The organism is Rathayibacter tanaceti, assembly GCF_009834165.1.
In the GTDB taxonomy this organism is placed as follows: domain Bacteria; phylum Actinomycetota; class Actinomycetes; order Actinomycetales; family Microbacteriaceae; genus Rathayibacter; species Rathayibacter tanaceti.
The window spans coordinates 1,388,111-1,411,735 of sequence record NZ_CP047186.1 but is presented as its reverse complement, the minus strand read 5'-3'; the positions used below and the strand labels follow the sequence as shown (position 1 = coordinate 1,411,735).

The window sequence follows — 23,625 nt, the reverse complement described above, 5'->3', positions numbered from 1 at the left end:
AGAATCGGCCCATGCCCGACGCCCCCGTCCCCTCTCCCGCCCCCGGCTGGTACCCGCATCCGGCCGACATCGGCTCGGAGCTCTACTGGGACGGCGCAGCCTGGACCGACCGCTCGCGACCGGCCGGAGGAGCGGCGCCCGTCTCCGGCGCCTTCGAGAACGCGTCCCAGCAGGAGCTGTACGCCTACCCCTCCGCGCCCTCCTCCGCAGCCGGCCGCAATCCGATGGCGGTGGCGAGCCTGGTGCTCGGCATCATCGGCCTCCTGATCAACCCCCTGCTGATCCCCTCGATCCTCGCGATCGTCTTCGCGGTCCGTGGCCGCGCCGCCGCGCCGATGGTGGGGTCAGGGCGCGGACTCGCCACCGCGGGCCTGGTCATCGGCATCCTCGGCGGCGTCTCGGGCGCCGTCAGCGCCCTGCTCAATCTCTCCGCGCTCTCCGGCTGATCCCGGTGCGCGCCACAGCCAGCACTCCTCCCGCGACTCGCACGACGGCGTACAGGAGCGCGCCCTGGCTCTTCGTCGTCGCCGTCGCGCTGGTCGCCCTGGTGCTCCGCGGGCCGATCGTCGCGGTCGCGCCGGTGATCGACGCCCTCCGCGGAGACCTCGCGCTCTCGTCCGGTCAGGCCGGGGTGCTCACGAGCATCCCGGTGCTCTGCTTCGCCCTGGCGACTCCCCTCGCTCTGCTGGTGATCCGTCGCGCCGGCCCCGACGCTGCGGTGACGGCGACGGTCCTCGGGGTCGCGCTGGGCACGATCGTCCGCTCGTCCGGCGGGATCGTCGCGGTCGTCGTGGGAACCGTTCTCATCGGAGTGTTCATCACGATCGGCAACGTCGTGCTCCCTGTCGTGATCCGCCGCGATGTCGCGGCCGAGCGCGTCGACATGACCACGGGCGTCTACACGGCTGCCCTCAACGTCGGATCCACGATCACCTCGCTCGGGACCGCCCCGCTCGCGCTCGCCCTCGGCTGGCGTGGTGCGCTGCTGATCTGGCTCGCGCTGAACGCCCTAGCCCTGCTCGGCTGGCTGCTCGCCGTCGGTCCGCGGGCTGCGCTGCGCCCGGCTCCGCGCCCGTTACCCGCGGAGGGGGAGGCAGCCGCGCCCGCACCGCGCATCTGGCGCAGCGCGACCGTCCTGGCGCTGGCGCTGTGCTTCTCGAGCCAGGCCTTCTCGTACTACGGGGTGACCGCCTGGCTCCCCTCACTCCTGGTCGACCGCAACGGGTTCTCGATCGCGGCGGCGGGAGCGAGCTCGTCGGTCTTCCAGCTCGCCGCGGTCGCCGGCGCGCTCGGCGTGCCGATCCTGGTGCGCCGCCTCGGCCCCCTCGGCAGCATCCTCCTCGTCGGCGCGCTCTGGTGCACGGTGCCGCTGGGGCTTCTGCTGGCGCCCCAGCTCTGGGCACTGTGGTGCGTGCTGGGCGGGACGGCCCAGGGCGGCGGGTTCACCGTCGTGTTCGTGCTCGTCGTGCGGCTCTCGCGCTCGGATGCGCACGCGTCGCGGCTCTCGGCGACTGTGCAGGGCATCGGCTACGCCGTCGCTGCGACCTCGCCGACGGTGCTCGGGTTCGCCCATGACGTCAGCGGCGGGTGGGAGGCACCGCTGCTGACCGTGCTCGCCGCCACCTCCTCCTTCCTCGTCTTCGGCTCCCTCGCCGCCGTCCGGCAGGCCCGTCGCGGCTGAGACCGGTCGACCGCGGCCCGCCCCGTCGTCAAGGGGGCGGCACGGGTGCTCCGGCACCCCGTAGCGTGTCGGCATGGCCGAGCAGAGCACGACCCGCGAGAAGACCTCACCCGATCCCGACGACGCCCGCAAGCCGGACGCGCTGACTGACATCACCAAGCGCTCCTGGTTCTACGTGCTGAAGAAGACCGCCCGCGAGTTCGGCGCCGACCAGTGCACCGACCTCGCGGCGGCGCTGACCTACTACGCCGTTCTCGCCCTGTTCCCCGCGCTCCTCGCGATCGTTTCGGTGCTCGGACTGTTCGGGCAGGCCCAGGCCACCACCGATCTGGTCCTCGATCTCGTGGGGAACCTCGCCTCGACCCAGGTCGTGGACCTGCTGCGCGACCCGATCCAGGCGCTCACGAGCTCCTCGGCCGCGGGGCTCGCCTTCGTGACCGGTGTGGTCGGCGCGATCTGGTCGGCCTCCGGCTACGTCGGCGCATTCGGCCGGGCGATGAACCGCGTCTACCAGATCGACGAGGGCCGTCCGTTCTGGAAGCTCCGTCCCACGATGCTCGCCGTCACTGTCGTCACCGTCGTCCTGATCGTCGTCGCCGCCCTGATCCTGGTGCTCAGCGGGCCGGTCGCCACGGCGGTGGGCGATGTGGTCGGACTCGGCCCGGCCGCGCTGACCGTCTGGAACATCGCGAAGTGGCCGGTGCTCGTGGTCCTCGCCGTCCTGATCGTCGCGATCCTCTACTACTGGGCGCCGAACATCCGGCAGCCGAGGTTCCGCTGGGTGAGCGTGGGCTCAATCCTCGCCCTGGTGATCTGGCTGATCGCCTCGACCGGCTTCGCCTTCTACGTCGCCAACTTCTCGAACTACAACAAGACCTACGGCTCGCTCGGGGCCGTGATCGTGTTCCTCCTCTGGATCTGGATCACCAACATCGCCCTGCTCTTCGGCGCCGAATTCGACGCCGAACTCGAGCGCGGTCGGCAGCTCCAGGCGGGTATCGAGGCCGAGGAGACCATCCAGCTGCCGCCCCGCGACACGGCAGCCAGCGACAAGAAGGCGGCCGCGCACGAGAAGGACGTCCGCGACGGTCGCTGGCTGCGTCTCGCGAGCGAGAACCGCACCGACGAGAGCGCGGCGGAGGCGCAGAACGGCGCGGATCCGAAGGACGACGGGGCCCCGCAGCGCTGACGCCGCCCGGCCCGGCCCCTCGTGCCGAGCCCGAGGACGCGGCGATCCGCATCCTCGAATCTGAGAGGATTCTCGTCCTTCTTTCGGTGACAGCCGGGTCCTCCCGGGGAGGCGCCCCTACTCTGTCGGGCGTGCCGGAGCAGCCGCGCGGCGCGAACCGGTGACGAGGGGGAGCCTCCGTGACGCAGAGCGAGACCGACCAGACCGGGGCCTCGCAGCCCGACTTCTCGAGGGAGCAGGAGGGCTACCGCCCCGCACTCAAGCCCCGCCAGCTCCAGATGATCGCCATCGGCGGGGCCATCGGCACAGGTCTGTTCCTCGGCGCCGGCGGCCGGCTCGCCTCGGCCGGTCCGTCGCTGGTGATCGTCTACGCCGTCTGCGGCGTCTTCGCCTATCTGATCCTGCGTGCGCTCGGCGAGCTCGTGCTGCACCGTCCGAGCTCCGGCTCGTTCATCTCGTACGCCCGCGAATTCCTCGGCGAGAAGGCGGCCTTCGTCGCCGGCTGGATGTACTTCCTGAACTGGGCGATGACCGCGATCGCCGACGTCACGGCCGTGGCGCTCTACGTGAAGTACTGGTCGCTGTTCTCCTCCGTGCCGCAGTGGCTCCTGGCCCTCATCGCGCTGATCGTGGTGCTCTCGCTCAACCTCGTCTCGGTGAAGGTCTTCGGCGAGCTGGAGTTCTGGTTCGCGCTGATCAAGGTCACCGCGCTCGTGGTGTTCCTCGTGATCGGCGTCGTCGTGCTGGCCGCGGGCTGGCCCCTGCAGTCCGGAGGCGTCGCGGTCGACCCCGGCATCAGCCTGTGGGACGACAACGGCGGGATCCTCCCGGGCGGCCTCATCGCGACCGTGCTCGTCGTGCAGGGCGTCGTCTTCGCCTACTCCGGTGTCGAGCTCGTGGGTACCGCCGCCGGCGAGACTGCCGAGCCGGCCACGGTCATCCCGCGCGCGATCAACTCCGTGATCCTGCGCATCGCGGTGTTCTACGTCGGCTCGGTGCTGCTGCTGACGCTGCTGCTGCCCTTCACGGCCTACTCGAAGGATCAGAGCCCCTTCGTCACGTTCTTCACCGCGCTCGGCGACGGCTCCTCCGGCGAGATCGCCGGCTCGATCATGAACTTCGTCGTGCTGACCGCCGCGCTCTCGAGCATCAACGCCGGCCTCTACTCCACTGGCCGCATCCTGCGCTCCATGGCCCTCAACGGGTCCGCACCGGCCTTCACCGGCAGGATGAACGCCCAGGGCGTGCCGTTCGGCGGGATCCTGCTCACCGCGAGCATCACCCTGATCGGCATCGTGCTCAACCTCTTCGTGCCGGCGGAGGCGTTCGAGATCGTCCTCAATGTCTCGGCGCTGGGCATCGTCACGGGCTGGGGGATGATCGTGCTCTGCCAGATGCAGTTGCAGCGCTGGGCCGCGGAGGGGCGCCTGCAGCGCCCCTCCTTCCGGATGCCGGGAGCACCGGTGACCTCGTGGGTCACGCTGGCCTTCCTGGTCCTCGTCGTCGTGCTGATCGCGGTCGACTTCCCGACCGGCACCTGGACGGTCGGCATCGTCGCGGTGGTCGGCGTCCCCGCCCTCGTCATCGGCTGGTACATCGCGAAGCCGCGCATCCTGGCGATCGCCGCCGCCCGAGACGGCTTCACGGGTGCGCACCCCGTCATCGCCGCCCGGCCCGCCTCCGAGGCGAAGCGCGACGAGAACGAGCGCCGGCACGAGTAGCCGGACGGGGTCGGACCCTCAGCGTCGCCGGAGGTAGCGCAGGAGGAGCGTGTCGCCCGCGGCGAGGACGTGCGCGAGGCGTTGCGGGCGTGCCTCCGGGATCCCGCCGCGGGCGAGCCGACCCGACTCCCCCGCTTCGAGCGACGGACTGACGGTGAGACAGAGCTCGTCGACCGCATCCTCCGCGAGGAGGGCGCCGAGCAGAGAGGGACCACCCTCGCAGTGGATCCGGCTCAGGCCGCGCTCGGCGAGGCGCCGGCGCATCAGGCCCGGATCGAGCGACTCCTCGCCGCAGACGAGGATGTCGGCCACCTCGGCGAGTTCTGCCCTGCGGTGCGCCGGGGAGGAGCCGGTCGTGACCACGACGGGACGCACCGGCGCCTCCGTGAAGATCGGCGAGGCGGGATCAAGGCCGAGCGAGCCCGAGACGATGGCGAAGACGGGATGCGGCGGCATCCTCGAGCGGCCGCGCGCGGCCGCAGCCGTGTCACCGAGCACCATCGGGCCGTAGCCCTCGGTCCGCACCGTCCCGGCCGCGACGAGGACGACGTCGGCGAGCCGGCGGAGGAGGTCGAAGACGCGCAGGTCGGCAGCACCCCCGAGGTCGCCCGAGACGCCCGCACGGGTGACCGCTCCGTCGACGCTCGCGACGAAGTTGACCCGCAGCCACTCCTCGGCCGCGCCCTGGGCGTAGAGCGCCAGCAGCGCCTCGTCCGAGAGATCGAGGGCGGCGGGTGAGAGCCCGTCGATGCGGGCGCTCACGCCGCGGGCTCCACGTTGTGGCGGAGGTGGGGCGGGGCACGCCAGCCCAGGACCGCCTCCGTCAGCCGGACCGCGTCGACCGCCTCGCGCACGTCGTGCATCCGGACGATCCGTGCGCCGTTGAGGATGCAGATCACCGCTGCCGCGAGAGAGCCCTCCAGCCGCTGCCCCTGCGGCCGGTCGAGCGTCTCACCGACGAAGTCCTTGTTCGAGACGGCAGCGAGCACCGGGTAGCCCAGGGCCGCGACCTCGCCGAGGCGGCGGGTGAGCTCGAGAGTGTGCAGAGTGTTCTTGTTGAGGTCGTGGCCCGGATCCACCACGATCCGCTCCGCAGGCACCCCCGCGGCCAGCGCCCGCTCGACCCTGCCGCGCAGGTACTCGACGACGGTCGCGACCACGTCGTCGTACTCCGGACGGATCGGCTCGCTGCGCGGAGCGCCCATGCTGTGCGTGATCACGAGCTGGGCAGAGGAGGAAGCGACGACGTCCAGCATCCCCGGGTCTTGCAGACCACTGGTGTCGTTCACGACGCTGGCCCCCTCGGCGATGCTCGCCCGCGCCACCTCAGCGCGTGTCGTGTCGACCGAGATCACCACGTCGCTCCGCTCGGCGATGCCCGCGACCACCGGCACGACGCGGTCCAGCTCCTCCTGCAGAGAGACAGCGGGGCCGCGGCCGAACGGGACACCACCGATGTCGACCCAGTCGGCACCCTGATCGGCGGCACGCACGGCGGCCGCGACCGCGCTCTCGAGCACGAACGTCGCACCCTTGTCGTAGAAGGAGTCGGGAGTGCGGTTGACGACCGCCATCACGGCCACCTGCCGCTCGAAATCGAACTCGCGTCCACCGATCTGCCGCGTGGTCATGGCGCCTTCCTTCCGCTCGGAGTGCCGGGCCGATCCCGGCGCCGCTCACCTGAGACGAGCGGGATCGTCGGGGGCTGGAGCGGCCGATCCTCGAGCAGCGCCTGGAACAGCACGTGGTCCTGCCAGTCGCCGGCGATGCGCAGGTAGCGACGGGCGACGCCGATCCGCTCGAAGCCGTTGCGCAGGAGCACGGTCTGCGAACCGACGTTGTGGACGAGCGTGCCGGCCTGCACCCGGTGCAGACGCAGATCGTCACGGGCGAGGAGGAGGGCGGCCCCGACCGCGCGTGTCATCAGGCCCCTGCCCTGGAGCGAATCGTCGAGCCAATAGCCGAGGTCTGCACTGTCGAAGGCGCCGCGGACGATGTTCGCCACGGTGACCCGTCCGACGATCCGTCCGTCGCGCTCGAGGACGAGCGGGAGGCTGCTGCCGGAGCGGTGGGCGAACAGGGCATCGGCCACCGCGTCGCTCTGCCCACCGGCCTCGAAGAAGCGGGGCGACCGGGTGGGCTCCCACGGGGCGAGGTGACGGCGGTTGCGCCGGTAGGCGGCGGCGAGGGCCGGCCCGTCGTCACGGGCGACGAGGCGCAGAACCGTGCCGTCGTCGTCGACAGGGATCGGAGCGGGCACTCCTCGAGGCTAGCGTCATGCCGCGAAGGCGTGGCGCACGGCGACGGGCCGCCGCTCCGCGCGGCGGGCACGACCGCCCACAGACGAGGACCCCCGGCCGCAGCTGGGGGTCCTCGTCTGTGGGCGATACTCGATCTGTGGGCGATACTGGGATCGAACCAGTGACCTCTTCCGTGTCAGGGAAGCGCGCTACCGCTGCGCCAATCGCCCGCTGCTCCGTGAGGAGCGCCTCGTTCGATGAACGATCGAGGTGGATACGGGATTCGAACCCGTGTATACGGCTTTGCAGGCCGCTGCCTCGCCTCTCGGCCAATCCACCGTGTACGGGTTTCGGTGTCGGCGGACCTGAGGCCCACCGGATGGGACACACCCAGGGGTGCCGTCCCGATGACGCCGGTCCGGAGACCGGTGTTCGAGCGGATGACGAGATTCGAACTCGCGACCCTCACCTTGGCAAGGTGATGCGCTACCGCTGCGCCACATCCGCATGTCTGTCGTGCTGCTTCGGTCGAGCCGTGCCACCGGCCTTACCGGTCTCGCCGACGCTTTCGCTGCCCGGCTCGACCTAGAAGAATGTATACGACGAGACGGTGAGATTCCAAATCGAACGACGGCGGACCGCATCGGGGTGACGGACGTTCGGCGTCTTTCCGCACCAAACCGACCGGTCGCCGTCCGTTCACCCGGGCGTGGCGCTCCGCCACGGTGCGTCCGGACCCCGCGGATCCGCTACGATCATTGTTCGGGTCGTCCAGTACGTCCCCCTGGGCGATTGGCGCAGTTGGTAGCGCGCTTCCTTCACACGGAAGAGGTCATCGGTTCGAGTCCGGTATCGCCCACTCCCTCAGCCTGGAGCAGAAGGAGCCTCTGAGCGATGATGGGCCGCTCGCACGCCGTCTCGGGTGCGCTGGCCTGGGCCCTCACCACCTCGGTCCCGGCGATCGCCGAGCCGCTCGGCCTCGATGCTCTCCCGCTCGACCTGCGCCTCATCGGGCTCGGAGTCACGGCGGGCTGGGCGCTGGTGCCCGACGCGGACCACGCCCGCGCGACCGTGTCCCGCTCGGCGCCGGGCGCCTCCCTCCTCACGGCCACGGCGGGCCGCATGAGCGGCGGCCACCGGCACGGGATGCACTCCCTGCTCGCGATCGCCGTCGTCTGGTGCGTCGTCCCACTGCTGACCCAGGTGCGCCTCGCCCTGCCCGGAGTCGAACCCGTCTCGCTGGCCGCGCTGCTGACCCTCCCCGCGCTCGCGTTCGCGGCGAAGGCGATCCGAGCGGCACCCTCGTGGCCGGTCGCCTGGGCAGGAGCGAGCGTGGTGACGATCCTCCTGATCGTTCTCGCCGACGGGACGTGGACGTGGCTGCGCGTCGCCGCGACGCTGGGCTACGTGGTGCACGTCGCCGGTGATGCGCTCACCACGGAAGGCGTCAACTGGCTGTGGCCACTGCGGGTACGCCTGCCGCACCGTCTGCGGCGCACACCGCTGCGGTGCTTCTGGACCTCCGGCGGCTACAGTGCGCTCCCTCTGCTCGGCTCCGCCGGATCACGGCGGGAGACGATCCTGTACGGGCTGATGTCTGCCGCGACGACCGCTCTCGCGGCCTCGGCGGTCCTCCGGTGACGCGCCTCGGACGCGCCAGTCGCCGCCGAGCGAGCCGCGGGGCCCTACTCTCGTCCGCGACGCGGGCGCTGCACCAGCTGTCCGTAGGGGGGCCCGAGCGGCCGCGGTACGGCGAGGAGCGGATGGACATGATGGACGCGTGGGACACGACGGACGGATCGGCGCAATGAGGATCTTCGCGGCGATGACCGTGAAAGACGAGGCCGACATCGTCGCCGACGTCATCACCGCGGCCACCGCGTGGGCCGACCTCGTGATCGTCATGGACAACGGCAGCACCGACGGCACCTGGGAGATCCTGGAGCGCCTGGCTGCCGACGACGACAAGGTCGTGCTCTGGGGCCGGTTCCTCGGCCGCTTCCGGGATTCGCTCCGCCAGCAGATCTTCGCCGACTTCCGGCACCTCTCCGAGCCGGGTGACTGGTGGTGCCGCCTCGATGCCGACGAGTTCTACCTCGACGACCCCCGCGAATTCCTCCAGGCCCTGCCCGCGCGGACGGACCATGTCCTGAGCGCGTCCTTCCAGTTCTTCCTCACCGAGGAGGACGTCGCCCGTGAGCAGGCGACGGGCCCCGACTACTCGGCGATGTCGTGGTACCTCTGCAACCACTCCGAGATCCGTTTCATGCGGCATCTGGCCCGGACGGTCTGGCCACCGTCAGCCGTCTGGCCGATCGGTCTCGCGCACCCCGCGAGCACGAGGATCAGGCTGAAGCACTACCAGTACCGCACCGCCCAGCAGGTCGAGGGGCGGATCGCCCTGCGCGCCGAGAGCGGGCCCGGCAGCACCCTCTTCGTGCACGAGAAGGGCTCGGCCGAGCAGTGGTACCAGAGCCGCGGATTCACGCCCCCGGACGACCCGGCGCTGCGGGCGAGCAGGGTCGTGCTCACGCGTGAGCTCGAGAGCTCCACCGAGTTCGACCCGACGCGGACGTTCCCCGATCCGCCGGCGGGCCGCTCGCCCCAGCGCGCGCTCGCCGATGGCGTGGTCCGCCTCGCCGACGCCATGGCGGCTCCCATCCTCCGACGGCTGGCGGGCTGATCGCGCTCTAGAAGACGACTCCGGGGTTCATGATCCCGAGCGGATCGAAGACGGCCTTGATCCCGCGCTGAAGGGCGAGCGAGTCCCCGCCCACCTCCTCCTCGAGCCAGCGCCGCTTGAGCCGGCCCACTCCGTGCTCACCGGTGAGAGTGCCGCCGAGCGCGACGGCGGTGCGGAACAGCTCGGCCGCCGCCTCCCAGACCTCCTCGCCCGCCGCGTCGGCGCCCGCCGGCAGGACGAAGTTGGGATGCAGGTTGCCGTCGCCCGCGTGCGCGACGGTCGGGATGCGCAGGCCCGTGCGCGCCTCGATGCCGCGGATCGCCTCGAACATCGCAGGAAGGGCCGAGCGTGGCACGCAGACGTCCTCGATCAGCACTTCTCCCTCGGCCTCGAGCGCCGGGTGGAACGCCCGGCGGACCGCGAGCAGGGCCTCACCGGCGTCCGGGTCCTCGGTTGTCTCGGCGTCGCCCCCGGCGGCGGTGACGATGCGCAGGATCCGCTCCGCCTCGTCCGCCGCTCCCCCGCCATCGGTCTGCACGAGCAGATAGGCCCGCCCGCGGTCCAGTGCTGCGCCGGTGTATCGCCCGACCGCGGCGAGCGCCGCCTCGTCCATCAGCTCCATCACGGCGGGGCGCAGACGCGCGGCCGTGATCGCGGCGGAGGCAGCGGCTGCGCCGACGACGCTCGGGAAGAAGGCCCCAAGAGTCACCACCCGTCCGGTCGGGATCGGCCGGAGCCTCACCGTCGCCTCCACGATGACCCCGAGGGTCCCCTCCGACCCCGTGAGGAGTGCGGTGAGGTCGTAGCCGGTCACACCCTTCACGCTGCGGCGGCCCGTGCGCAGGAGACGGCCGTCGGCGAGGACGACAGCGAGCCCGAGCACCGCCTCGCGGGTCACCCCGTACTTCGCGCAGAGTAGACCGCCGGCGTTGGTCGCGATGTTGCCGCCGATGCTCGAGATCGCCTTGCTCGCCGGGTCGGGTGAGAACACGAGTCCGTCCGGGGCGACCGCGTCCGAGAGAGCCTGGTTGAGGACTCCCGGCTCGACGACGGCGAGTTCGTCCTCGAGCGAGATCTCGAGGATGCGGTCCATCTCGGCGGTCGAAACGACGAGGGCGCCCTCGCCGGCCACTCCCCCGGCCGCCAGTCCGGTGCCCGCCCCGCGGGGCACCACCGGCACGCGGTACTCGGAGGCGAGCCGGAGGGCGGCCTGCACGTCGGCGATGGAGGCGGCTCGGACGAGGGCCAGGGCGCGCCCCGGGCTCCGCCAGCCGGACTTGTCGGTGTGCACAGCCTCGAACGTCGGCCCCTCGGTCACCAGGCGCTCGCCGAGCGCGTCGCCCAGCCGCCGGAGGATCTCGGTGTCGCTCATGGTTCACTCCGTGCAGTCGAGGGCGGGTCGCCCCGATCCTGCCACGGTGGCGCGGCAGGATGGCGGAATGAGCGGAGCGAGACGATGGCGACGGTGATGAGCGCGGGAGTGCTCCTGTACCGCGAAGCGGCCGGCGGCACCGAGGTGTTCCTCGGGCGGATGGGCGGACCGTTCTGGACGCGGCGGCCACGGGCCTGGTCGATCCCGAAGGGCCTGCAGGAGGCGGGCGAGGCGCCGCTCGACACCGCCCGGCGTGAGTATGAGGAGGAGATCGGTGCACCGCCTCCGACCGCCCTCGCCCTGTTGGGCGTTTTCCGGCAGAACTCCGCCAAGACGGTGACGGTCTTCGCCGGACGCGGCGAGGAGAGCACGGTGTTCGTCTCGAGCACGACGGTGGAACTGGAGTGGCCGCGCGGCTCCGGTGTGTTCCGCGTCGTCCCCGAGATCGAGACGGCGCGGTGGCTCTCGCTCGTCGAGGCGCGCGGACTGATCGTCGCCGGTCAGGTGCCGGTACTCGACGCGCTCTCCGCCCTGCTCGCGAGCACGGGTCAGAGCAACTCGTCGTCGACCGGGTCGAATGGCACCGAGACGTCATCGGCCGAGTAGACCGGTGAGGGGCTGCGCAGGCGATCCGCGCGGTCCTGCAGATCGGCGACGAGCTCGGTGTCGACGATCTCGTCGACGACACTCGGTTCGTCTTCCACGAACATCTGGCTCGCCGGGCCCAGCAGCAGCTGGACGGAGCGGATCCCGTCGCCGTGCAGCACAGGCACCTCGACGGTGTCGGCGGTCGACGTGACGGCGAGCATGCGTGCGTACTCGAGCACGGCGAGCGCGATCTCGTCTCCCGTGACGATGCTGTCCTCTGCGTAGTGGATGCGTCTCACGGGTGTCTCCCTCTGCTGCGGGGAGCCCTGTCCCCGCCCGCACCTCAGAGTCGCACGCGCTGCGTCGGGCGGACGCAGCCGGCCGGATGTCCGGCGGGGGCTTCCCCTCCGGGCGGCGACGTGCTCGCTCAGGTGCGACGGGCTCGCTCAGGTGTACAGCGACAGGGGCTGCACCTCGCCGGTCAGGAAGGCGGCGCCGACCTCGAGCTTCTTGTAGTCGACCGGATCGTGCAGCGAGTGGGTGCGCACGTTCCGCCAGTAGAGGTCCAGGCCCACCGAGCTCTTGGCCGAGCTCGACCCCGTCGCCTCGTAGACGCGCGAGGCGGCATCCAGCGCGAGGTCGTTGGTGACGACCTTCACCTTCGCGATCTCGATGGCGAGGGCAGCACGTGAATCGGCGGTCACCGCGCTGCCCCTGGCGATCTCGGCGTCGTGCAGCGCGGCGACCCGGTCGGCGAGCGCCTCCGCCGCTGCGGTGTGCGCGACCAGCTCGCCGTAGAGCCGGCGCACGAACGGGTCCTCGGAGTAGCGCTCAGCGCTGCTGAGGAACCACGCGTTCGGCCGAGCGAGCGTGATCTCACGGGCCCGGGCCAGAACTCCCTCTGCGATGCCGAGGTAGAGGTTGCCGAAGCCGAGCTGGATGCTGGGGGTGATCAGGGTCGCGAACGGCTCGTCGGTCAGCGGCCCCAGCAGGTCCTCCCGCTCGACGCGCACCGACGAGAAACGGACCGAGCCCGACGCGCTCTGACGCTGCCCGAGGTAGTCCCAGTCGCCGAGCGGCTCGACGCCGTCCCGATCGCGCTCGATCACGAAGGCGATCGCCGTACCGGCGTCCGGGCCCTCGGCGATCACCGCGTTGACGAGGGCTACGTCTCCGGCCGAGACGCCGGTCGAGAAACGCTTCAGGCCGTCGAGGCGGTAGCCGTCGCCGTCGGGCGTGAGACGCAGGTCGGGGTCGACGGGATTCACGGAGTCGCCCCAGAGATGCCTGCCCTGGATCGTCGCGCGGTAGAACCGCTCGCGCTCCGACTCCGGGGCGGTGAACGCGATGTTGGCGGAGTTGACGTAGTGGTAGAGCAGCAGCTGGGCGAGGGAGGCGTCGGCGCGCGCGAGGATCCGCACGACGCGGAACGCCGTGCTCCAGTGCGCTCCGCCGCCGCCGAGCTCGGCCGGGTCGAGCAGGTTCACGAGTCCGGATTCGCGCAGCGGCGCCAGCTCCGTGGTCGGGTCGAGGCCGGCGCGGTCGCGCTCGAGCACGTCGAGGGCGAGTACGCGGCCCACCTCCTCGGCGACGGCGCTCCAGCGCGCGGATTCCGCTGCGTCGGCGGCGCCGATCCAGTGGGTGCGCGGACGGGCGAGGGTGCTGTCGAGGGTCATCGTGCGTTCTCCTGGTCGGGGGCGGCGGTAAGGGCAGCGGGGACAGCGGCGGTCCCGGGGTCTGCGGGGAGCACCGCCAGTACCTCGGGAGGCAGTCCGTCGGCCGCTGACGGGCCGCCGGCGTACGCGCCGCGGTAGGCGGCTGCGGGATGGCTGTCGGCGACCCGGGCGTGACCGGGCCCCTGGAGGTACTCGCGGAGAGTGGATCCCTCGTACTCGTCCCAGACGCGCCCGCGTCGGCGCAGCTCCGGCACGGCGAGGTCGACGAAGTCCTCGAACGTGCCGGGCGTGATCACGTAGGCGAGGTTGAATCCGTCGATCCCGCCCACGTCCACCCACCTCTCCAGCTCGTCAGCGACGGTCGTGGGGCTGCCGACGATCACCGGGCCGATGCCGCCGATCGCGAGGAACTCGGCGACGTCGTCCGGCGTCCACTCGCGGGTCGGATCCGCCTTCGTGAAGATCGAGAGCGCGCTGCGGACCGCCTCGGTGTCGACGTAGCGCAGCGCCTCCTCCGGGTCGTAGAGCGAGAGGTCCAGACCCGACCAGCCCCCGTAGAAGGTCAGGGCGCCCTCGCGGCTGGCGTAGCCGAGGTATTCCTGGTGCCGCGCGCGGGCGGCCTCGTCGGTCTCGGCGACGATGACGGTGGCGAGCACGAGGATCTTGATCGCGTCGCGGCCTCGGCCCGCCGCCTCGGTGCGGTCACGGATGTCGTCCGTGGTCCTCCGGGTCAGCTCGGGCGTGACTCCGTTGATGAAGACAGCCTCGCCGTGGCGCGCGGCGAAGTCACGGCCCCGTGGCGACGCTCCCGCCTGGAACACGACGGGGGTGCGCTGGGGCGACGGCTCAGCGAGGTGGATGCCGGGGACGCGGTAGAAGCGTCCGTCGTGCGCGACGGGATGCACCTTGCGCGGATCGGTGAAGACGCCGCGCTCACGGTCGCGCAGCACAGCCCCCTCCTCCCACGAACCCTCCCAGAGCTTGTACGAGACGTCGAGGAACTCCTCCGCCAGCTCGTAACGGTCGTCGTGCGGCATCTGCGTCGGAAGGCCGAGGTTCGTCGCGGCGCTCTCGAGGTAGGAGGTGACGACGTTCCAGCCGATCCGGCCCTTCGTCAGGTGGTCGAGGCTCGAGAGGCGGCGGGCGAGCGCGTAGGGCTGCTCGTACGTGGGGGCGATGGTCACTCCGAAGCCGAGGTGCTCGGTCACCGCGGCCATGGCAGGGATCTGGAGGATCGGATCGCCGACCGGGATCTGCGCGGAGTCAATCAGAGCGGGGCCGGCGGAGTCGCGGTAGACGTCGTAGACACCCAGCACGTCCGCGAGGAACAGGGCGTCGAAGGTGCCGCGCTCCAGCGTCCGGGCGAGCGATGTCCAGTACTCCAGGTCGGTGTACCGGTGCGCCTGGCTGTCGGGATGGCGCCAGAGGCCGGGCGCCTGGTGGCCGACGCAGGTCATGTCGAAGGCGTTGAGCACGATGCGGCGCGGCCGTGCGCCGGTCGCTCCGTGCGCGAGCGGCGTGGGGCTACTCGACGGGACGTCCGAACGGGACGGGGTGCTGGGGGCCATGGAGCGGGATCCTCTTCGTCGCAGGTGGCGCGGCAGCGCCTCGGCGGCTCGACCGTAGCCCCGGCGAGGAACGGGCTCCGGCACTCGCCGCAACGTTTCGTCACACGGGGCGAATATGACGAACGGTGAAGCGGCGACGCGACGGACGGGCCGCGCGTCCAGCACGATCGGTGCCGACTCCCCACGAAGACCCGGCCCCGGCCCGACCGATCAGGACAGACCCATGCGACGCTCCCGCACTCTCACCGCCTCCGTGGCGCTTCTCGCCGCTGCAGCGCTCGTGCTCTCGGGCTGCAGCCTCAAGACCGACGCCGCGGCGGACGACTCCGGCGCCGCTCCGGCCGCTGCGAGCGCCGCCGTCGACGTGCCCAGCCTCGAGGGGAAGACGATCGGCGTCGCGGCGAAGGACATCGTCCACGACTTCAGCCGCATCGTGTACGAGAGCGTGCAGAACCGCATCGAGGCACTCGGCGGCGAGGTCGTCGCGACGCAGGCCGAGGCCAAGGACGACAAGCACGTCTCGGACATCGAGAACCTCGTCTCGCAGAAGCCCGACGCCATCATCGTGATCCTCGGCGACGCGACGACCCTCGCCCCGGCGCTGCAGGAGGTGGACGACGCGGGCATCCCCCTGTTCACGATCGACAACGTGTCACCGCTCTCGATCAACAACGCTACGAGCGACAACTGGCAGATCGGCTCGACGCTCGCCCGCACCATCGCCGAGGACATCGGGGGCCAGGGGCAGATCCTCGTCTTCAACGGCTTCCCCGGAGTGGCCCCGTGCCGTATCCGCTACAACGAACTCGCACTGGTCCTCGAGGACTACCCCGGCATCACGCTGATCCAGCCCGAGCTGCAGGACAAGTACGAGGGAACGATCGAGGACGCCAAGCAGCAGATCACCGACGCGCTCTCGCGCTATCCGAAGGGCGAGATCTCGGCGATCTGGTCGTGCTGGGACACCCCGCAGATCGGAGCGGCGCAGGCGGTCGACGCCGCGGGCCGCGACGAGATCAAGATCTACGGAGTCGACGCCGACCAGGGAGCCCTGGATCTGATCCAGGACCCCGCCTCCTCCTACACCGCCACGGTCGCCCAGCAGACCGAAGCGATCGGGAACGGCTCGGCCGAGAACGTCGCCCGCTACCTCGGCGGCGAGGCGGACAGTGTCCCGACCACGAGCTACTTCGCGCCGGTCCTGATCACGAAGGACAACGCCGCCGCGACGATCGAGGAACTCGGACTCGATGGCTGACCTCCTCTCCCCCGCCGCGGCGGTCGACGGGGCCGCACCGGCCCTGGAGATGCGCGGCATCCGCAAGGCGTTCGCCGGCGTCCCGGTGCTGCGCGACGTGGACCTCGACCTCGGTGCGGGCGAGATCGTCGCACTCGTCGGCGAGAACGGCGCGGGCAAGAGCACTCTGATCAAGATCCTCACCGGCCTCTACTCGTCCGACGCCGGCTCCATCGCAATCGATGGGACGACCGCTGCGATCACGAGCCCCCGCGACGCCGAACGCGCGGGCGTGCAGGTCGTGCACCAGGACCGCCACGTGGCAGGCCGCCTGACCGTCGCCGAGCAGCTCTTCCTCGGGCGGTCGGAGGGACGACGCGGTCTCGTCTCTCCGCGTGCCCTGCGGCTGCGCGCCGAGCGCGAGCTGCTCGGACTCGTCGGGCTGGACCTGCGCGGGGACACGCTCGTCGACGACCTGACGGTGGCGGAGCAGCAGCTCGTGCAGGTGGCGCGGGCGCTCTCGCAGGAGCCGCGGGTGCTCGTTCTCGACGAACCGACCGCTCCTCTCGCCGCGGAGGAGGTCGGCATGCTGTTCTCCGCGCTCCGGCGCCTCGCCGAGCGCGGCACAGCCGTCGTCTACATCTCGCACTACCTGCAGGAGGTGCGTCGCGTCGCCTCGCGCGTCGTCGTCCTGCGCAATGGAGCGAACGCCGGCGAGGTGCGCCTGCTCGGCGGCCCCGGCGAGCTCGACGAGATCGTGCGGCTCATGCTCGGCCGCGATGTCGAGGAGTTCGCCGACGGGCCCGACCGGGCGCCCGACACCTCCGCCCCCGCTCTGCTCGAGCTCGTCGGGCTCTCGGCTCCCGGACTCGAACCGCTCACCCTCGCCGTCCGACCGGGCGAGGTCCTCGGAGTGACGGGGCTCGTCGGCTCCGGAGTCGAGACGCTCGCCGACGCTGTCGCGGGCGTCGTATCCCACGGCGGCAGAGTGCTGCTCGGCGGCCGCCGCGTCGCCTCCGCCCGTGCGTTCGTCGCCGCCGGCGGCGCCTACGTGCCCAGCGACCGGCGCCGCGACGGCGTACTCCTGCGGCACACCGTCGGCGAGAACCTGTCGATCGCCGCTCTCGGCGCCGTCTCGCGCTTCGGCGTCGTCTCGGACCGCCGTCGCGAGCGCGCCCTCGCGGCACGCTGGATCGGGGCACTAGACATCCGTCCTGCCGACCCGGAGGCCGTCGTCGGCACACTCTCGGGCGGGAACCAGCAGAAGATCGCTCTGGGCAAGTGGCTCGCCGCGGGCTCGCGGGTCTTCGTGCTCGACCAGCCCACCGCCGGCGTCGACATCGGAGCGCGCACCGCGCTCTACCGCCAGATCGAAGCGCTGGTGCACGCCGGCGCCGCCGTCCTGCTCGTGAGCCTCGACCTCGAGGAGCTCGTCGGGCTCTCGGACCGCGTCGTGGTCCTGCACCGGGGATCCGTCCGCGCCGAGCTCCCGCGCCGCGTGGCGACGAGCGATCGCATCCTCGCCCTCGCCTCCGGTGCCGACGACGCACCCCTCGACCAGGAGACACGATGACCGCTCTCACCCTGACCCGTGCGCCCTCCGGCGCCGCCCCACGCCGGCGCGGCATCGGCGCGCTCGCCGTGATCGGCTACCTCGTGGTCGCTGCCGAGATCGTCGTCTTCTCGCTCGCCTCGCCGGCGTTCCCCACTGCGTCGAACGCGGCCACCGTCCTCCTGCAGGCAGCCGTGCCCGCGATCGCCGGCTTCGGCCTGGCGATCGTCGTGATCACCGGAGGCGACGACGTGGTCACCGGCGGCATCGACCTCTCCTCAGGCCCGGTCGTCGGGCTGTCGGGGGTCGTGGCGGCCGTCGCCGTGCAGTCCGGCTGGCAGGCGCTCCCCGCCATCGCCCTGGCGCTGCTCGTCAGCGTCGGCTTCGGCGCCGTGAACGGCACGGCCGTGATGCTCGGGCTGCGTCCGCTGCTCGCCACGCTCGCCACCTCCGGGATCGTCACGAGCGTGGTCTTCCTCGCGACCGACAACGTGAAGGTGCCGTTGACGGACCCCCTCTTCGCCTGGCTGCGCTCCGGCACGGTCCTCGGCGTCCCCTCGCCGGTGGTCGTCCTCGGTATCACCGCGGCGCTCACCGGTCTGCTGGTCGGCCGCACGCCGTGGGGCGTCCGAAGCTACGCGGTGGGCCAGAACCGCACGGCGGCCAGCGTGGCCGGTATCGCCGTCTGGCGGTACGTCGGCGGCAGCTACGTCCTCGCGGGGCTTCTGGCGGGGGTGGCGGGCATCCTGCTCGCCGCCCGCCTCGCCGCGGCGGTCCCGGGCATCGGCGCTCAGATCCTGCTCGACATCATCCTCACCGCGTTCCTCTCGGTGGTCTTCTCCCGTCGCCTCGTCGTGACGATCGGAGGCACGCTGCTCGCCGCCGTGTTCGTCGCTGCGCTGGGCAACGGCTTCACCCTCCTCGGGGTGGGTAGTCAGTGGGTCGGAGCCATCAAGGGCGTCCTGATCCTGCTGGTGCTCGGCCTCGCGGCCGTCAGAGAACGGGGCTCCCGTCGATGAGCACCCTCACCCCCGCACCTCCGAGCGCACCGGCGATCGTCGACCCGGCGGTGCGCTCCGAGCGCCGCCGCGCCCTCGCCGTCCGGCTGCTCGCCCCCGGCACGGTCGCGGCGATCCTGCTCGTCTTCGGCACGCTCGCGCCCGGGTACTTCGCCGCCGGAAACCTGCTCAGCGTGCTCAGCGCCGGAGCGATCCTGATGATCGCCGCCTCCGCGATGACCGTCGTCGTCCGCACAGGCGGCATCGACCTCTCGATCGGAGTGGCCATCGACCTCGCCGCACTCGGCGCGGCGGGCCTGATCGCCGACGGCTACGTCGGCTGGTTCGCAGTCGCGGTCGGCCTCGGGTGCGGGGCGCTCGCCGGTCTGGTCAACGCCGTCCTCATCGTCGTCCTGCGCATCCGCGCCTTCCTCGCCACGCTCAGCGTCTGGTTCATCGGCACGAGCGTCGAGCAGCTGCTGACGGGCGGAGGCGCGCCGGTCTACCTCCGCCGCGGGACCACCCCCGACGACTTCGCCGCGATCGGGAACGCGACGCTCGCCGGGGTGCCGGTGCCCGTGGTCATCACCGTGCTGCTGGCCGTCGCGGTCTGGCTCCTGCTCGACCGCACCCGCTGGGGCCGGGTCCTCACGGCGGCCGGCGAGCAGCCCACCGCGACGCGCATCGCGGGGCGCCGGACGGGGCTGGTGCTCGCGTCGGCGTCCGTCGTCGCCGCTGCGATCGCCGCGGTCGGCGGAGTGGTCCTCGCCTCCCGCAGCTACGGCTTCTCGCCCGCGGGAGGTCAGCCCTACGTGCTGGACGCCATCGGCGCGGTCTTCATCGGCGCCACCCTCAGCCGGCTCGGGCGCCCGAACGTCCTGGGCACCGCGGTCGGAGTCCTGATCTTCGGCCTCCTCACCAACGGCATGGTTCTGATCGGGCTCTCGTTCTACTGGCAGGGCCTGATGCGCGGCCTCGTGCTGCTCGTGCTACTCCTGGCGACCGCCGCTCTCCGTCGCGAGAGCATCGCCCCGGCGCTCCGCTCGCTCGCCGGCAGCGGGTCGCCCTCGAGGCGGGTCGCACGTCAGTCCGCAGTGGAGTAGACGCGCAGAGCCAGTCGCACGATGCGCACCGAGGCCTCCTCGTAGCCGTCCCGCCGTGCGTCGAAGACTTCGGTCTCGCCGTCGTGTGCCCAGCCCGGATCCTCGCCCCCGGGGCGCCGCACCGCGACGCTCGATCGGCCGGTCGAGTACGACTCCACCACCGGGGCCCGCCAGCCCGGCACCCTCCCGATGATCGGAGTCGCCGTGCGGCCGAGCATGAGCGAGATCGCGCCGCGCAGGCGCGGCCGGCGCCCCGAGTGCAGGATGCGCACGTCCAGCTGTCCGTCGTCGAGGCGCCGGCGGGCGAGCGGCGCGGCCGTGCGCGGGTGCTCCTGGTTGACGCCGACGAAGTACGACCAGACCTGCTCGGTGCGCCCGTCGCGACGCAACTCGAAGGGATCCGCGTGCCGGACCACCGAGAGCGCGGCGATCACCGCTGCGAGCGGCTTGCCGATCGCCTTCTCGCGCTTCTCCCGTGCCGCGACGAACTCGGGGTAGACGCCGATCGACACCGTGTTCAGGACGGTGACGGGCTCACCGCCGTCGGCGACCACCTCGGCCACGTCGACGTCGCGGCGCTCGCCGACCGCCGCGGCGTCCAGCGCGTCCTCGACCGTCAGCAGCCCGAGAGCCTTCGCGAAGTGGTTCATCGTTCCGCCGGGTAGCACCAGCAGGGTCATCCCCTCCGCGCGCGCGACGCTCGCGCCGACCGACACGGTGCCGTCGCCGCCGTAGACGCCGAGCACGTCGGGAGGCGTCGCACCGGCCCGCGTGGCCCGGACCACCGCACGCAGCTCCTCGCCCTCGGACAGCCGGTGCACTCGAGCCCGGGGGAAGCGCGCGCGGATCAGCGGCTCCGGATCGGGCCGGTGCGAGTCGCGGCCCGCACCGGGGTTGAGCACGACCAGCAGCGCGGAGCCGTCGCCGAGCGGCCGGCGGTCGACGGGCGGCCTCCCCGCTCGCTCCGACACCGGAACGTGCCGGGGGCGAGCGGGCACCACGACCCGGCCGATGCCCGCGACGACCGCGCCGAGCACGGCGCCGCCGACCACGTCAGAGAGCCAGTGCACCCCAACGTGCAGCCGGGAGAAGGCGACGGCGGCAGCGAGCGGAGCGACGGCCGCACCGGCTCGCGGCGATTCGGCTGCCACGCCGACGGCGAAGGCGGCGGCGCTCGCCGCGTGCCCCGACGGGAAGGACGGCGACGTCGGCATGCGGGTCAGCCGGCGGCCGACCGGAACGTCTACGAGCATCGGGCGGACGCCTCCGAAGAGCCGCTTGCCCACCAGATTGGCCGTCGCACTGGCCACAGCGAGCGAAGCGACGCCGCGGGCGGCCTCACGGGGACGCCCGGCCACCACCAGCAGCGCCCCCGCAGCCATCCAGAGCAGACCGTGATCCGCCGCACGCGAGAGGCCGACCAGAGCGCCGTCGACGAGCGGGGAGTCGCGGCGCGCGTTGATCCGCCGGGCCGCCCTGGCATCGGCTCGGCGCACTGCGCGGGGAACGGTGACGAGCCGCCGGAGCAGCACGGACGGGGGTCGGGTTCCGCGGAGGGCCATCCGCCCAGAGTAGGAGGACGGCCCCCGCCGCGCCTGGACTAGACCTCGCCGAAGCCCGACTCGACCAGCGCGGCCAGACGGCCGACCGCCTCCTCCGCCTGGGGACCGGTCGCCGTGAGGACGACCTCGTCGCCGCGGTCGAGGCCGAGCGACATCACGCCCAGCAGGCTCGTCGCGTCCTTGCCGTTCGCGTCGATGCGCGCATCGAACGTGGTCGCGAGGGTGACGAAGTCAGCGGCGGGCCGGGCGTGCAGGCCGTTCGGGTTGATCAGGAGGACGCGGCGCTGCGCTCGGTCGGCGGCCGGATCCGACACGGCGGCGGACGGCGCCGCGACGGCCTCGCCCCGCGCGGACTCGGCCGCCGCCAGGACCGCGTCGAGCGCGGCTCCCGTACCTGCGGCGACCGCGGCAGCGACCGCTCCCTCGACCAGCGGCGCGTCCGCGATGCGCACGCGCCCCCGCGCCTCGTCGTCGAGGAACTCCACCGCCGTCTCCGCCGTCATGATCGCGGAGCCCAGGTCGCAGAGGACGACGACGCCGTCACCGGACTCCGCCTCGCCCAGCGCCGCCGTGATCCGGTCGAAGCTGGTGCCGATGCCGCCGTCGTCCGTGCCCCCCGCCGCGATCAGCGCCACAGCGCCGGCCATCTGCTCCGCGAGCTCGACGAGCCCCTCCGCCAGACGAGCGCTGTGCGAGACGAGGACCAGCCCGACGCTCACGCGGCCGCCTCGGCCGCCGCGCGCAGGAGCAGCACTGTCGACACGCTGCCGGGGTCGCGGTGCCCGATGGCGCGCTCGCCGAGGTAGCTGGCGCGCCCTTTGCGGGCGACGAGCGGATCCGTCGATTCGGCTCCTCCTTCCGCGGCGTCGGCGGCCGCCTCGAGCACGGCCCGAGGAGCCGCCCCCTGCCCGGCGGCGGACGCCGCGGCGTCGACCGCGGGCGTCCACGCGTCCACCATCGTCTTGTCCCCCACCTCGGCCTTGCCGCGCAGGACGATGCCGTCGCGCGCCGCGGCGAGCAGTGCGGCGATCGCGGAGCCGTCGAGCACCTCCCGGCCCGCGACAGCCCCGGACGCTTTGAGGAACGCCGTTCCGAACAGCGGTCCGGAGGCGCCGCCGACCGTCGAGATCAGCGTCGTCGCCACCAGCGTGAGCACCTCCGCGGGCGTGGCGGCGGCCGGCGCCGCGTCGAGCTTCGCGACGACGGCCTGGAAGCCGCGGTCCATGTTCTCCCCGTGGTCGCCGTCGCCGATCGCCCGGTCGAGCGTGATCAGCTCGACCCGATGCCCCCCGATCGCCGCAGCAGCGCGGCGGATCCACACCGTCGCCCATGTCGCGTCGAGTCCCGCCGCCCGCTGTCCGTCCTGCATCGCCGTGCCCTTCTCCTGTGCCGCTCCCGCGGCTGTCGTCCCTGTCATCGTCCGTGCACCGGTGCTCAGCGTCCCCACCGCAGCGCGGCCGTCTGCACGGGGGCGTCCCAGAGCTCGGTCAGCCGCTCGTCGAGGGTCAGCAGCGACAGCGAGAAGCCCTGCATCTCGAGCGAGGTGGTGTAGTTGCCGACGAGGCTGCGAATGACCGTGATGCCCTTCTCGGCCAGCGCCTCGGCGGCACGGCGGTAGGCGATGTACAGCTCGATCTGCGGAGTGCCGCCCATCCCATTGACGAACAGCAGCACCTCGTCTCCGGAGGAGAAGGGGAGGTCCTCGAGGATCGGCTCGAGGATGCGGTCCACGATCCGGTCGGCCGACTCGAGGCGGATCTTCTCGCGCCCGGGCTCTCCGTGGATCCCGATGCCGATCTCGATCTCGTCCTCGCCCAGCTCGAAGCTCGGTTCGCCGGCGTGCGGCACGATGCACGGCGTGAGCGCCACGCCCATCGATCGGACGTTCGCGACGACCCGCTGTGCGATCGCGGCGACCTCGTCGAGCGAATCGCCGCGCTCGGCCGCCGCACCCGCGATCTTCTCGACGAGCACGGTCCCCGCCACGCCGCGCCGTCCCGCGGTGTACAGCGAGTCTTTGACGGCGACGTCGTCGTCGACGATGACCGAGCGCACCTCGATGCCCTCGGCGCCCGCGAGCTCGGCGGCCGTCTCGAAGTTCAGCACGTCGCCCGTGTAGTTCTTGACGATGTGCAGCACGCCCGCGCCGCCGTCGACGGCCTTCGTCGCCCCCACGATCGGATCGGGGGTGGGCGAGGTGAAGACGGCCCCGGGGACCGCCGCGTCGAGCATCCCGACGCCGACGAATCCCGCGTGCAGCGGCTCGTGACCGCTGCCGCCTCCGCTGACGATGCCGACCTTTCCGGCGCGCGGGGGGTCAGCCCGCACGACGAAGAGCGGATCCTCCTGGACGCGCACGAGGTCGGAGTGGGCCAGGCCGAAACCGGCCACGGACTCGGTCACCACGTTCTTCGGGTCGTTGATGAGCTTCTTCATCGAGGTCTCCTCCAGGGTC

Annotated in this window: 22 protein-coding genes and 4 tRNA genes; 12 read left to right on the top strand and 14 right to left on the bottom strand. The window is 72.1% G+C overall.

What is annotated here, in order from left to right; translation table 11 throughout:
- Positions 1-11: 11 nt before the first annotated feature.
- The 4 genes from GSU10_RS06655 (at position 12) to GSU10_RS06640 (ending at position 4,591) form a co-directional block, all read left to right on the top strand.
- Positions 12-446 carry a DUF2510 domain-containing protein gene (locus tag GSU10_RS06655; protein ID WP_068213020.1) on the top strand — a complete coding sequence of 145 codons (435 nt, stop codon included), beginning with the start codon at positions 12-14 and terminating at the stop codon, positions 444-446.
- 5 nt (positions 447-451) lie between these two features.
- Positions 452-1,681 carry an MFS transporter gene (locus GSU10_RS06650; protein WP_068213022.1) on the top strand — a complete coding sequence of 410 codons (1,230 nt, stop codon included), beginning with the start codon at positions 452-454 and terminating at the stop codon, positions 1,679-1,681.
- 73 nt (positions 1,682-1,754) lie between these two features.
- Complete coding sequence (locus GSU10_RS06645; RefSeq protein WP_068213024.1) at positions 1,755-2,870, top strand: YihY/virulence factor BrkB family protein; 1,116 nt, start codon at positions 1,755-1,757, stop codon at positions 2,868-2,870.
- A gap of 179 nt (positions 2,871-3,049) precedes the next feature.
- Positions 3,050-4,591 carry an amino acid permease gene (locus GSU10_RS06640; RefSeq protein ID WP_068213027.1) on the top strand — a complete coding sequence of 514 codons (1,542 nt, stop codon included), beginning with the start codon at positions 3,050-3,052 and terminating at the stop codon, positions 4,589-4,591.
- Between the two features lie 18 nt (positions 4,592-4,609).
- On the opposite strand, the gene GSU10_RS06635 is transcribed toward GSU10_RS06640, so the two are convergent.
- From GSU10_RS06635 to GSU10_RS06610, 6 genes are all read right to left on the bottom strand, one after another.
- Positions 4,610-5,353, bottom strand: a complete 744-nt coding sequence (locus tag GSU10_RS06635) for a pyrimidine reductase family protein (protein WP_132505110.1) — start codon at positions 5,351-5,353, stop codon at positions 4,610-4,612.
- A complete protein-coding gene (folP, locus tag GSU10_RS06630; protein WP_068213017.1) occupies positions 5,350-6,222 on the bottom strand; it encodes a dihydropteroate synthase in 873 nt (290 codons plus the stop codon). The genes GSU10_RS06635 and folP overlap by 4 nt, the downstream gene beginning before the upstream one ends.
- Entirely contained in the window at positions 6,219-6,851 is a 633-nt protein-coding gene (locus GSU10_RS06625) for a GNAT family N-acetyltransferase (protein WP_068213016.1), read from the bottom strand. Before GSU10_RS06625 ends, folP begins: the two co-directional genes overlap by 4 nt.
- 138 nt (positions 6,852-6,989) lie before the next feature.
- A tRNA-Val gene (locus GSU10_RS06620) sits at positions 6,990-7,061 on the bottom strand.
- A 38-nt stretch (positions 7,062-7,099) separates the two neighbouring features.
- Positions 7,100-7,170 (bottom strand) — tRNA-Cys (locus GSU10_RS06615).
- Between the two features lie 96 nt (positions 7,171-7,266).
- Positions 7,267-7,338 (bottom strand) — tRNA-Gly (locus GSU10_RS06610).
- Positions 7,339-7,617: 279 nt separating this feature from the next.
- On the opposite strand from GSU10_RS06610, the gene GSU10_RS06605 reads away from it, so the two are divergent.
- The 3 genes from GSU10_RS06605 to GSU10_RS06595 all read left to right on the top strand — a co-directional run bounded on the left by GSU10_RS06605 (position 7,618) and on the right by GSU10_RS06595 (position 9,514).
- Positions 7,618-7,690 (top strand) — tRNA-Val (locus tag GSU10_RS06605).
- A gap of 35 nt (positions 7,691-7,725) precedes the next feature.
- Positions 7,726-8,472 carry a metal-dependent hydrolase gene (locus tag GSU10_RS06600; RefSeq protein ID WP_132505113.1) on the top strand — a complete coding sequence of 249 codons (747 nt, stop codon included), beginning with the start codon at positions 7,726-7,728 and terminating at the stop codon, positions 8,470-8,472.
- A gap of 166 nt (positions 8,473-8,638) precedes the next feature.
- Positions 8,639-9,514: a glycosyltransferase family 2 protein gene (locus GSU10_RS06595; RefSeq protein WP_132505116.1), complete on the top strand. Its 876-nt coding sequence runs from the start codon at positions 8,639-8,641 to the stop codon at positions 9,512-9,514.
- Positions 9,515-9,521: 7 nt separating this feature from the next.
- Here the strand turns inward: GSU10_RS06595 and GSU10_RS06590 are convergent, their stop codons facing one another.
- Complete coding sequence (locus GSU10_RS06590; protein WP_132505119.1) at positions 9,522-10,886, bottom strand: FAD-binding oxidoreductase; 1,365 nt, start codon at positions 10,884-10,886, stop codon at positions 9,522-9,524.
- An 84-nt stretch (positions 10,887-10,970) separates the two neighbouring features.
- Here GSU10_RS06590 and GSU10_RS06585 point away from each other — a divergent pair, with 84 nt between their 5' ends.
- The gene (locus tag GSU10_RS06585) at positions 10,971-11,492 is read left to right on the top strand and encodes an NUDIX hydrolase (protein WP_082845234.1); all 522 of its coding nucleotides are present in this window, start codon (positions 10,971-10,973) and stop codon (positions 11,490-11,492) included.
- On the opposite strand, the gene GSU10_RS06580 is transcribed toward GSU10_RS06585, so the two are convergent.
- The 3 genes from GSU10_RS06580 to GSU10_RS06570 all read right to left on the bottom strand — a co-directional run bounded on the left by GSU10_RS06580 (position 11,435) and on the right by GSU10_RS06570 (position 14,607).
- On the bottom strand, positions 11,435-11,773 hold the full coding sequence (locus GSU10_RS06580; protein WP_068212359.1) for a hypothetical protein: 339 nt from the start codon (positions 11,771-11,773) through the stop codon (positions 11,435-11,437). The two genes, GSU10_RS06585 and GSU10_RS06580, sit on opposite strands and share 58 nt — an antisense overlap.
- 147 nt (positions 11,774-11,920) lie before the next feature.
- The gene (locus tag GSU10_RS06575; RefSeq protein ID WP_068212357.1) at positions 11,921-13,150 is read right to left on the bottom strand and encodes an acyl-CoA dehydrogenase family protein; all 1,230 of its coding nucleotides are present in this window, start codon (positions 13,148-13,150) and stop codon (positions 11,921-11,923) included.
- The gene (locus tag GSU10_RS06570; protein WP_068212363.1) at positions 13,147-14,607 is read right to left on the bottom strand and encodes an LLM class flavin-dependent oxidoreductase; all 1,461 of its coding nucleotides are present in this window, start codon (positions 14,605-14,607) and stop codon (positions 13,147-13,149) included. The genes GSU10_RS06575 and GSU10_RS06570 overlap by 4 nt, the downstream gene beginning before the upstream one ends.
- Positions 14,608-14,941: 334 nt before the next feature.
- Between GSU10_RS06570 and GSU10_RS06565 the strand changes: the two genes are divergently transcribed.
- The 4 genes from GSU10_RS06565 to GSU10_RS06550 are packed head-to-tail and all read left to right on the top strand — an operon-like array spanning position 14,942 to position 19,608.
- Positions 14,942-15,976, top strand: a complete 1,035-nt coding sequence (locus tag GSU10_RS06565; protein ID WP_158286116.1) for a sugar ABC transporter substrate-binding protein — start codon at positions 14,942-14,944, stop codon at positions 15,974-15,976.
- Positions 15,969-17,528, top strand: coding sequence for a sugar ABC transporter ATP-binding protein (locus GSU10_RS06560; protein ID WP_068212355.1), 1,560 nt, complete (start codon positions 15,969-15,971; stop codon positions 17,526-17,528). Before GSU10_RS06565 ends, GSU10_RS06560 begins: the two co-directional genes overlap by 8 nt.
- Positions 17,525-18,526, top strand: coding sequence for an ABC transporter permease (locus GSU10_RS06555; RefSeq protein ID WP_068212353.1), 1,002 nt, complete (start codon positions 17,525-17,527; stop codon positions 18,524-18,526). Before GSU10_RS06560 ends, GSU10_RS06555 begins: the two co-directional genes overlap by 4 nt.
- On the top strand, positions 18,523-19,608 hold the full coding sequence (locus GSU10_RS06550) for an ABC transporter permease (protein ID WP_068212351.1): 1,086 nt from the start codon (positions 18,523-18,525) through the stop codon (positions 19,606-19,608). Before GSU10_RS06555 ends, GSU10_RS06550 begins: the two co-directional genes overlap by 4 nt.
- Here GSU10_RS06550 and GSU10_RS06545 read toward each other — a convergent pair.
- The 4 genes from GSU10_RS06545 to dhaK form a co-directional block, all read right to left on the bottom strand.
- Positions 19,590-21,170: a bifunctional phosphatase PAP2/diacylglycerol kinase family protein gene (locus GSU10_RS06545; protein ID WP_132505122.1), complete on the bottom strand. Its 1,581-nt coding sequence runs from the start codon at positions 21,168-21,170 to the stop codon at positions 19,590-19,592. The two genes, GSU10_RS06550 and GSU10_RS06545, sit on opposite strands and share 19 nt — an antisense overlap.
- A 38-nt stretch (positions 21,171-21,208) precedes the next feature.
- Positions 21,209-21,889 carry a dihydroxyacetone kinase phosphoryl donor subunit DhaM gene (gene dhaM, locus GSU10_RS15320; RefSeq protein WP_132505125.1) on the bottom strand — a complete coding sequence of 227 codons (681 nt, stop codon included), beginning with the start codon at positions 21,887-21,889 and terminating at the stop codon, positions 21,209-21,211.
- Positions 21,886-22,539, bottom strand: coding sequence for a dihydroxyacetone kinase subunit DhaL (dhaL, locus tag GSU10_RS15315; RefSeq protein WP_132505257.1), 654 nt, complete (start codon positions 22,537-22,539; stop codon positions 21,886-21,888). The genes dhaM and dhaL overlap by 4 nt, the downstream gene beginning before the upstream one ends.
- 65 nt (positions 22,540-22,604) lie before the next feature.
- The gene (gene dhaK / locus GSU10_RS06530) at positions 22,605-23,606 is read right to left on the bottom strand and encodes a dihydroxyacetone kinase subunit DhaK (protein ID WP_132505127.1); all 1,002 of its coding nucleotides are present in this window, start codon (positions 23,604-23,606) and stop codon (positions 22,605-22,607) included.
- Positions 23,607-23,625 lie beyond the last annotated feature (19 nt).

Bases quoted from the DNA above. Each gene is read 5' to 3' on its own strand.
- dhaL (WP_132505257.1), bottom strand. From the start codon at position 22,539: ATGCAGGACGGACAGCGGGCGGCGGGACTCGACGCGACATGGGCGACG.
- GSU10_RS06590 (WP_132505119.1), bottom strand. From the start codon at position 10,886: ATGAGCGACACCGAGATCCTCCGGCGGCTGGGCGACGCGCTCGGCGAG.
- GSU10_RS06555 (WP_068212353.1), top strand. From the start codon at position 17,525: ATGACCGCTCTCACCCTGACCCGTGCGCCCTCCGGCGCCGCCCCACGC.
- GSU10_RS06600 (WP_132505113.1), top strand. From the start codon at position 7,726: ATGATGGGCCGCTCGCACGCCGTCTCGGGTGCGCTGGCCTGGGCCCTC.
- dhaK (WP_132505127.1), bottom strand. From the start codon at position 23,606: ATGAAGAAGCTCATCAACGACCCGAAGAACGTGGTGACCGAGTCCGTG.
- GSU10_RS06570 (WP_068212363.1), bottom strand. From the start codon at position 14,607: ATGACCTGCGTCGGCCACCAGGCGCCCGGCCTCTGGCGCCATCCCGAC.
- folP (WP_068213017.1), bottom strand. From the start codon at position 6,222: ATGACCACGCGGCAGATCGGTGGACGCGAGTTCGATTTCGAGCGGCAG.
- GSU10_RS06560 (WP_068212355.1), top strand. From the start codon at position 15,969: ATGGCTGACCTCCTCTCCCCCGCCGCGGCGGTCGACGGGGCCGCACCG.
- GSU10_RS06595 (WP_132505116.1), top strand. From the start codon at position 8,639: ATGAGGATCTTCGCGGCGATGACCGTGAAAGACGAGGCCGACATCGTC.
- GSU10_RS06655 (WP_068213020.1), top strand. From the start codon at position 12: ATGCCCGACGCCCCCGTCCCCTCTCCCGCCCCCGGCTGGTACCCGCAT.
- GSU10_RS06645 (WP_068213024.1), top strand. From the start codon at position 1,755: ATGGCCGAGCAGAGCACGACCCGCGAGAAGACCTCACCCGATCCCGAC.
- GSU10_RS06585 (WP_082845234.1), top strand. From the start codon at position 10,971: ATGGCGACGGTGATGAGCGCGGGAGTGCTCCTGTACCGCGAAGCGGCC.
- GSU10_RS06545 (WP_132505122.1), bottom strand. From the start codon at position 21,170: ATGGCCCTCCGCGGAACCCGACCCCCGTCCGTGCTGCTCCGGCGGCTC.
- GSU10_RS06565 (WP_158286116.1), top strand. From the start codon at position 14,942: ATGCGACGCTCCCGCACTCTCACCGCCTCCGTGGCGCTTCTCGCCGCT.
- GSU10_RS06575 (WP_068212357.1), bottom strand. From the start codon at position 13,150: ATGACCCTCGACAGCACCCTCGCCCGTCCGCGCACCCACTGGATCGGC.
- GSU10_RS06550 (WP_068212351.1), top strand. From the start codon at position 18,523: ATGAGCACCCTCACCCCCGCACCTCCGAGCGCACCGGCGATCGTCGAC.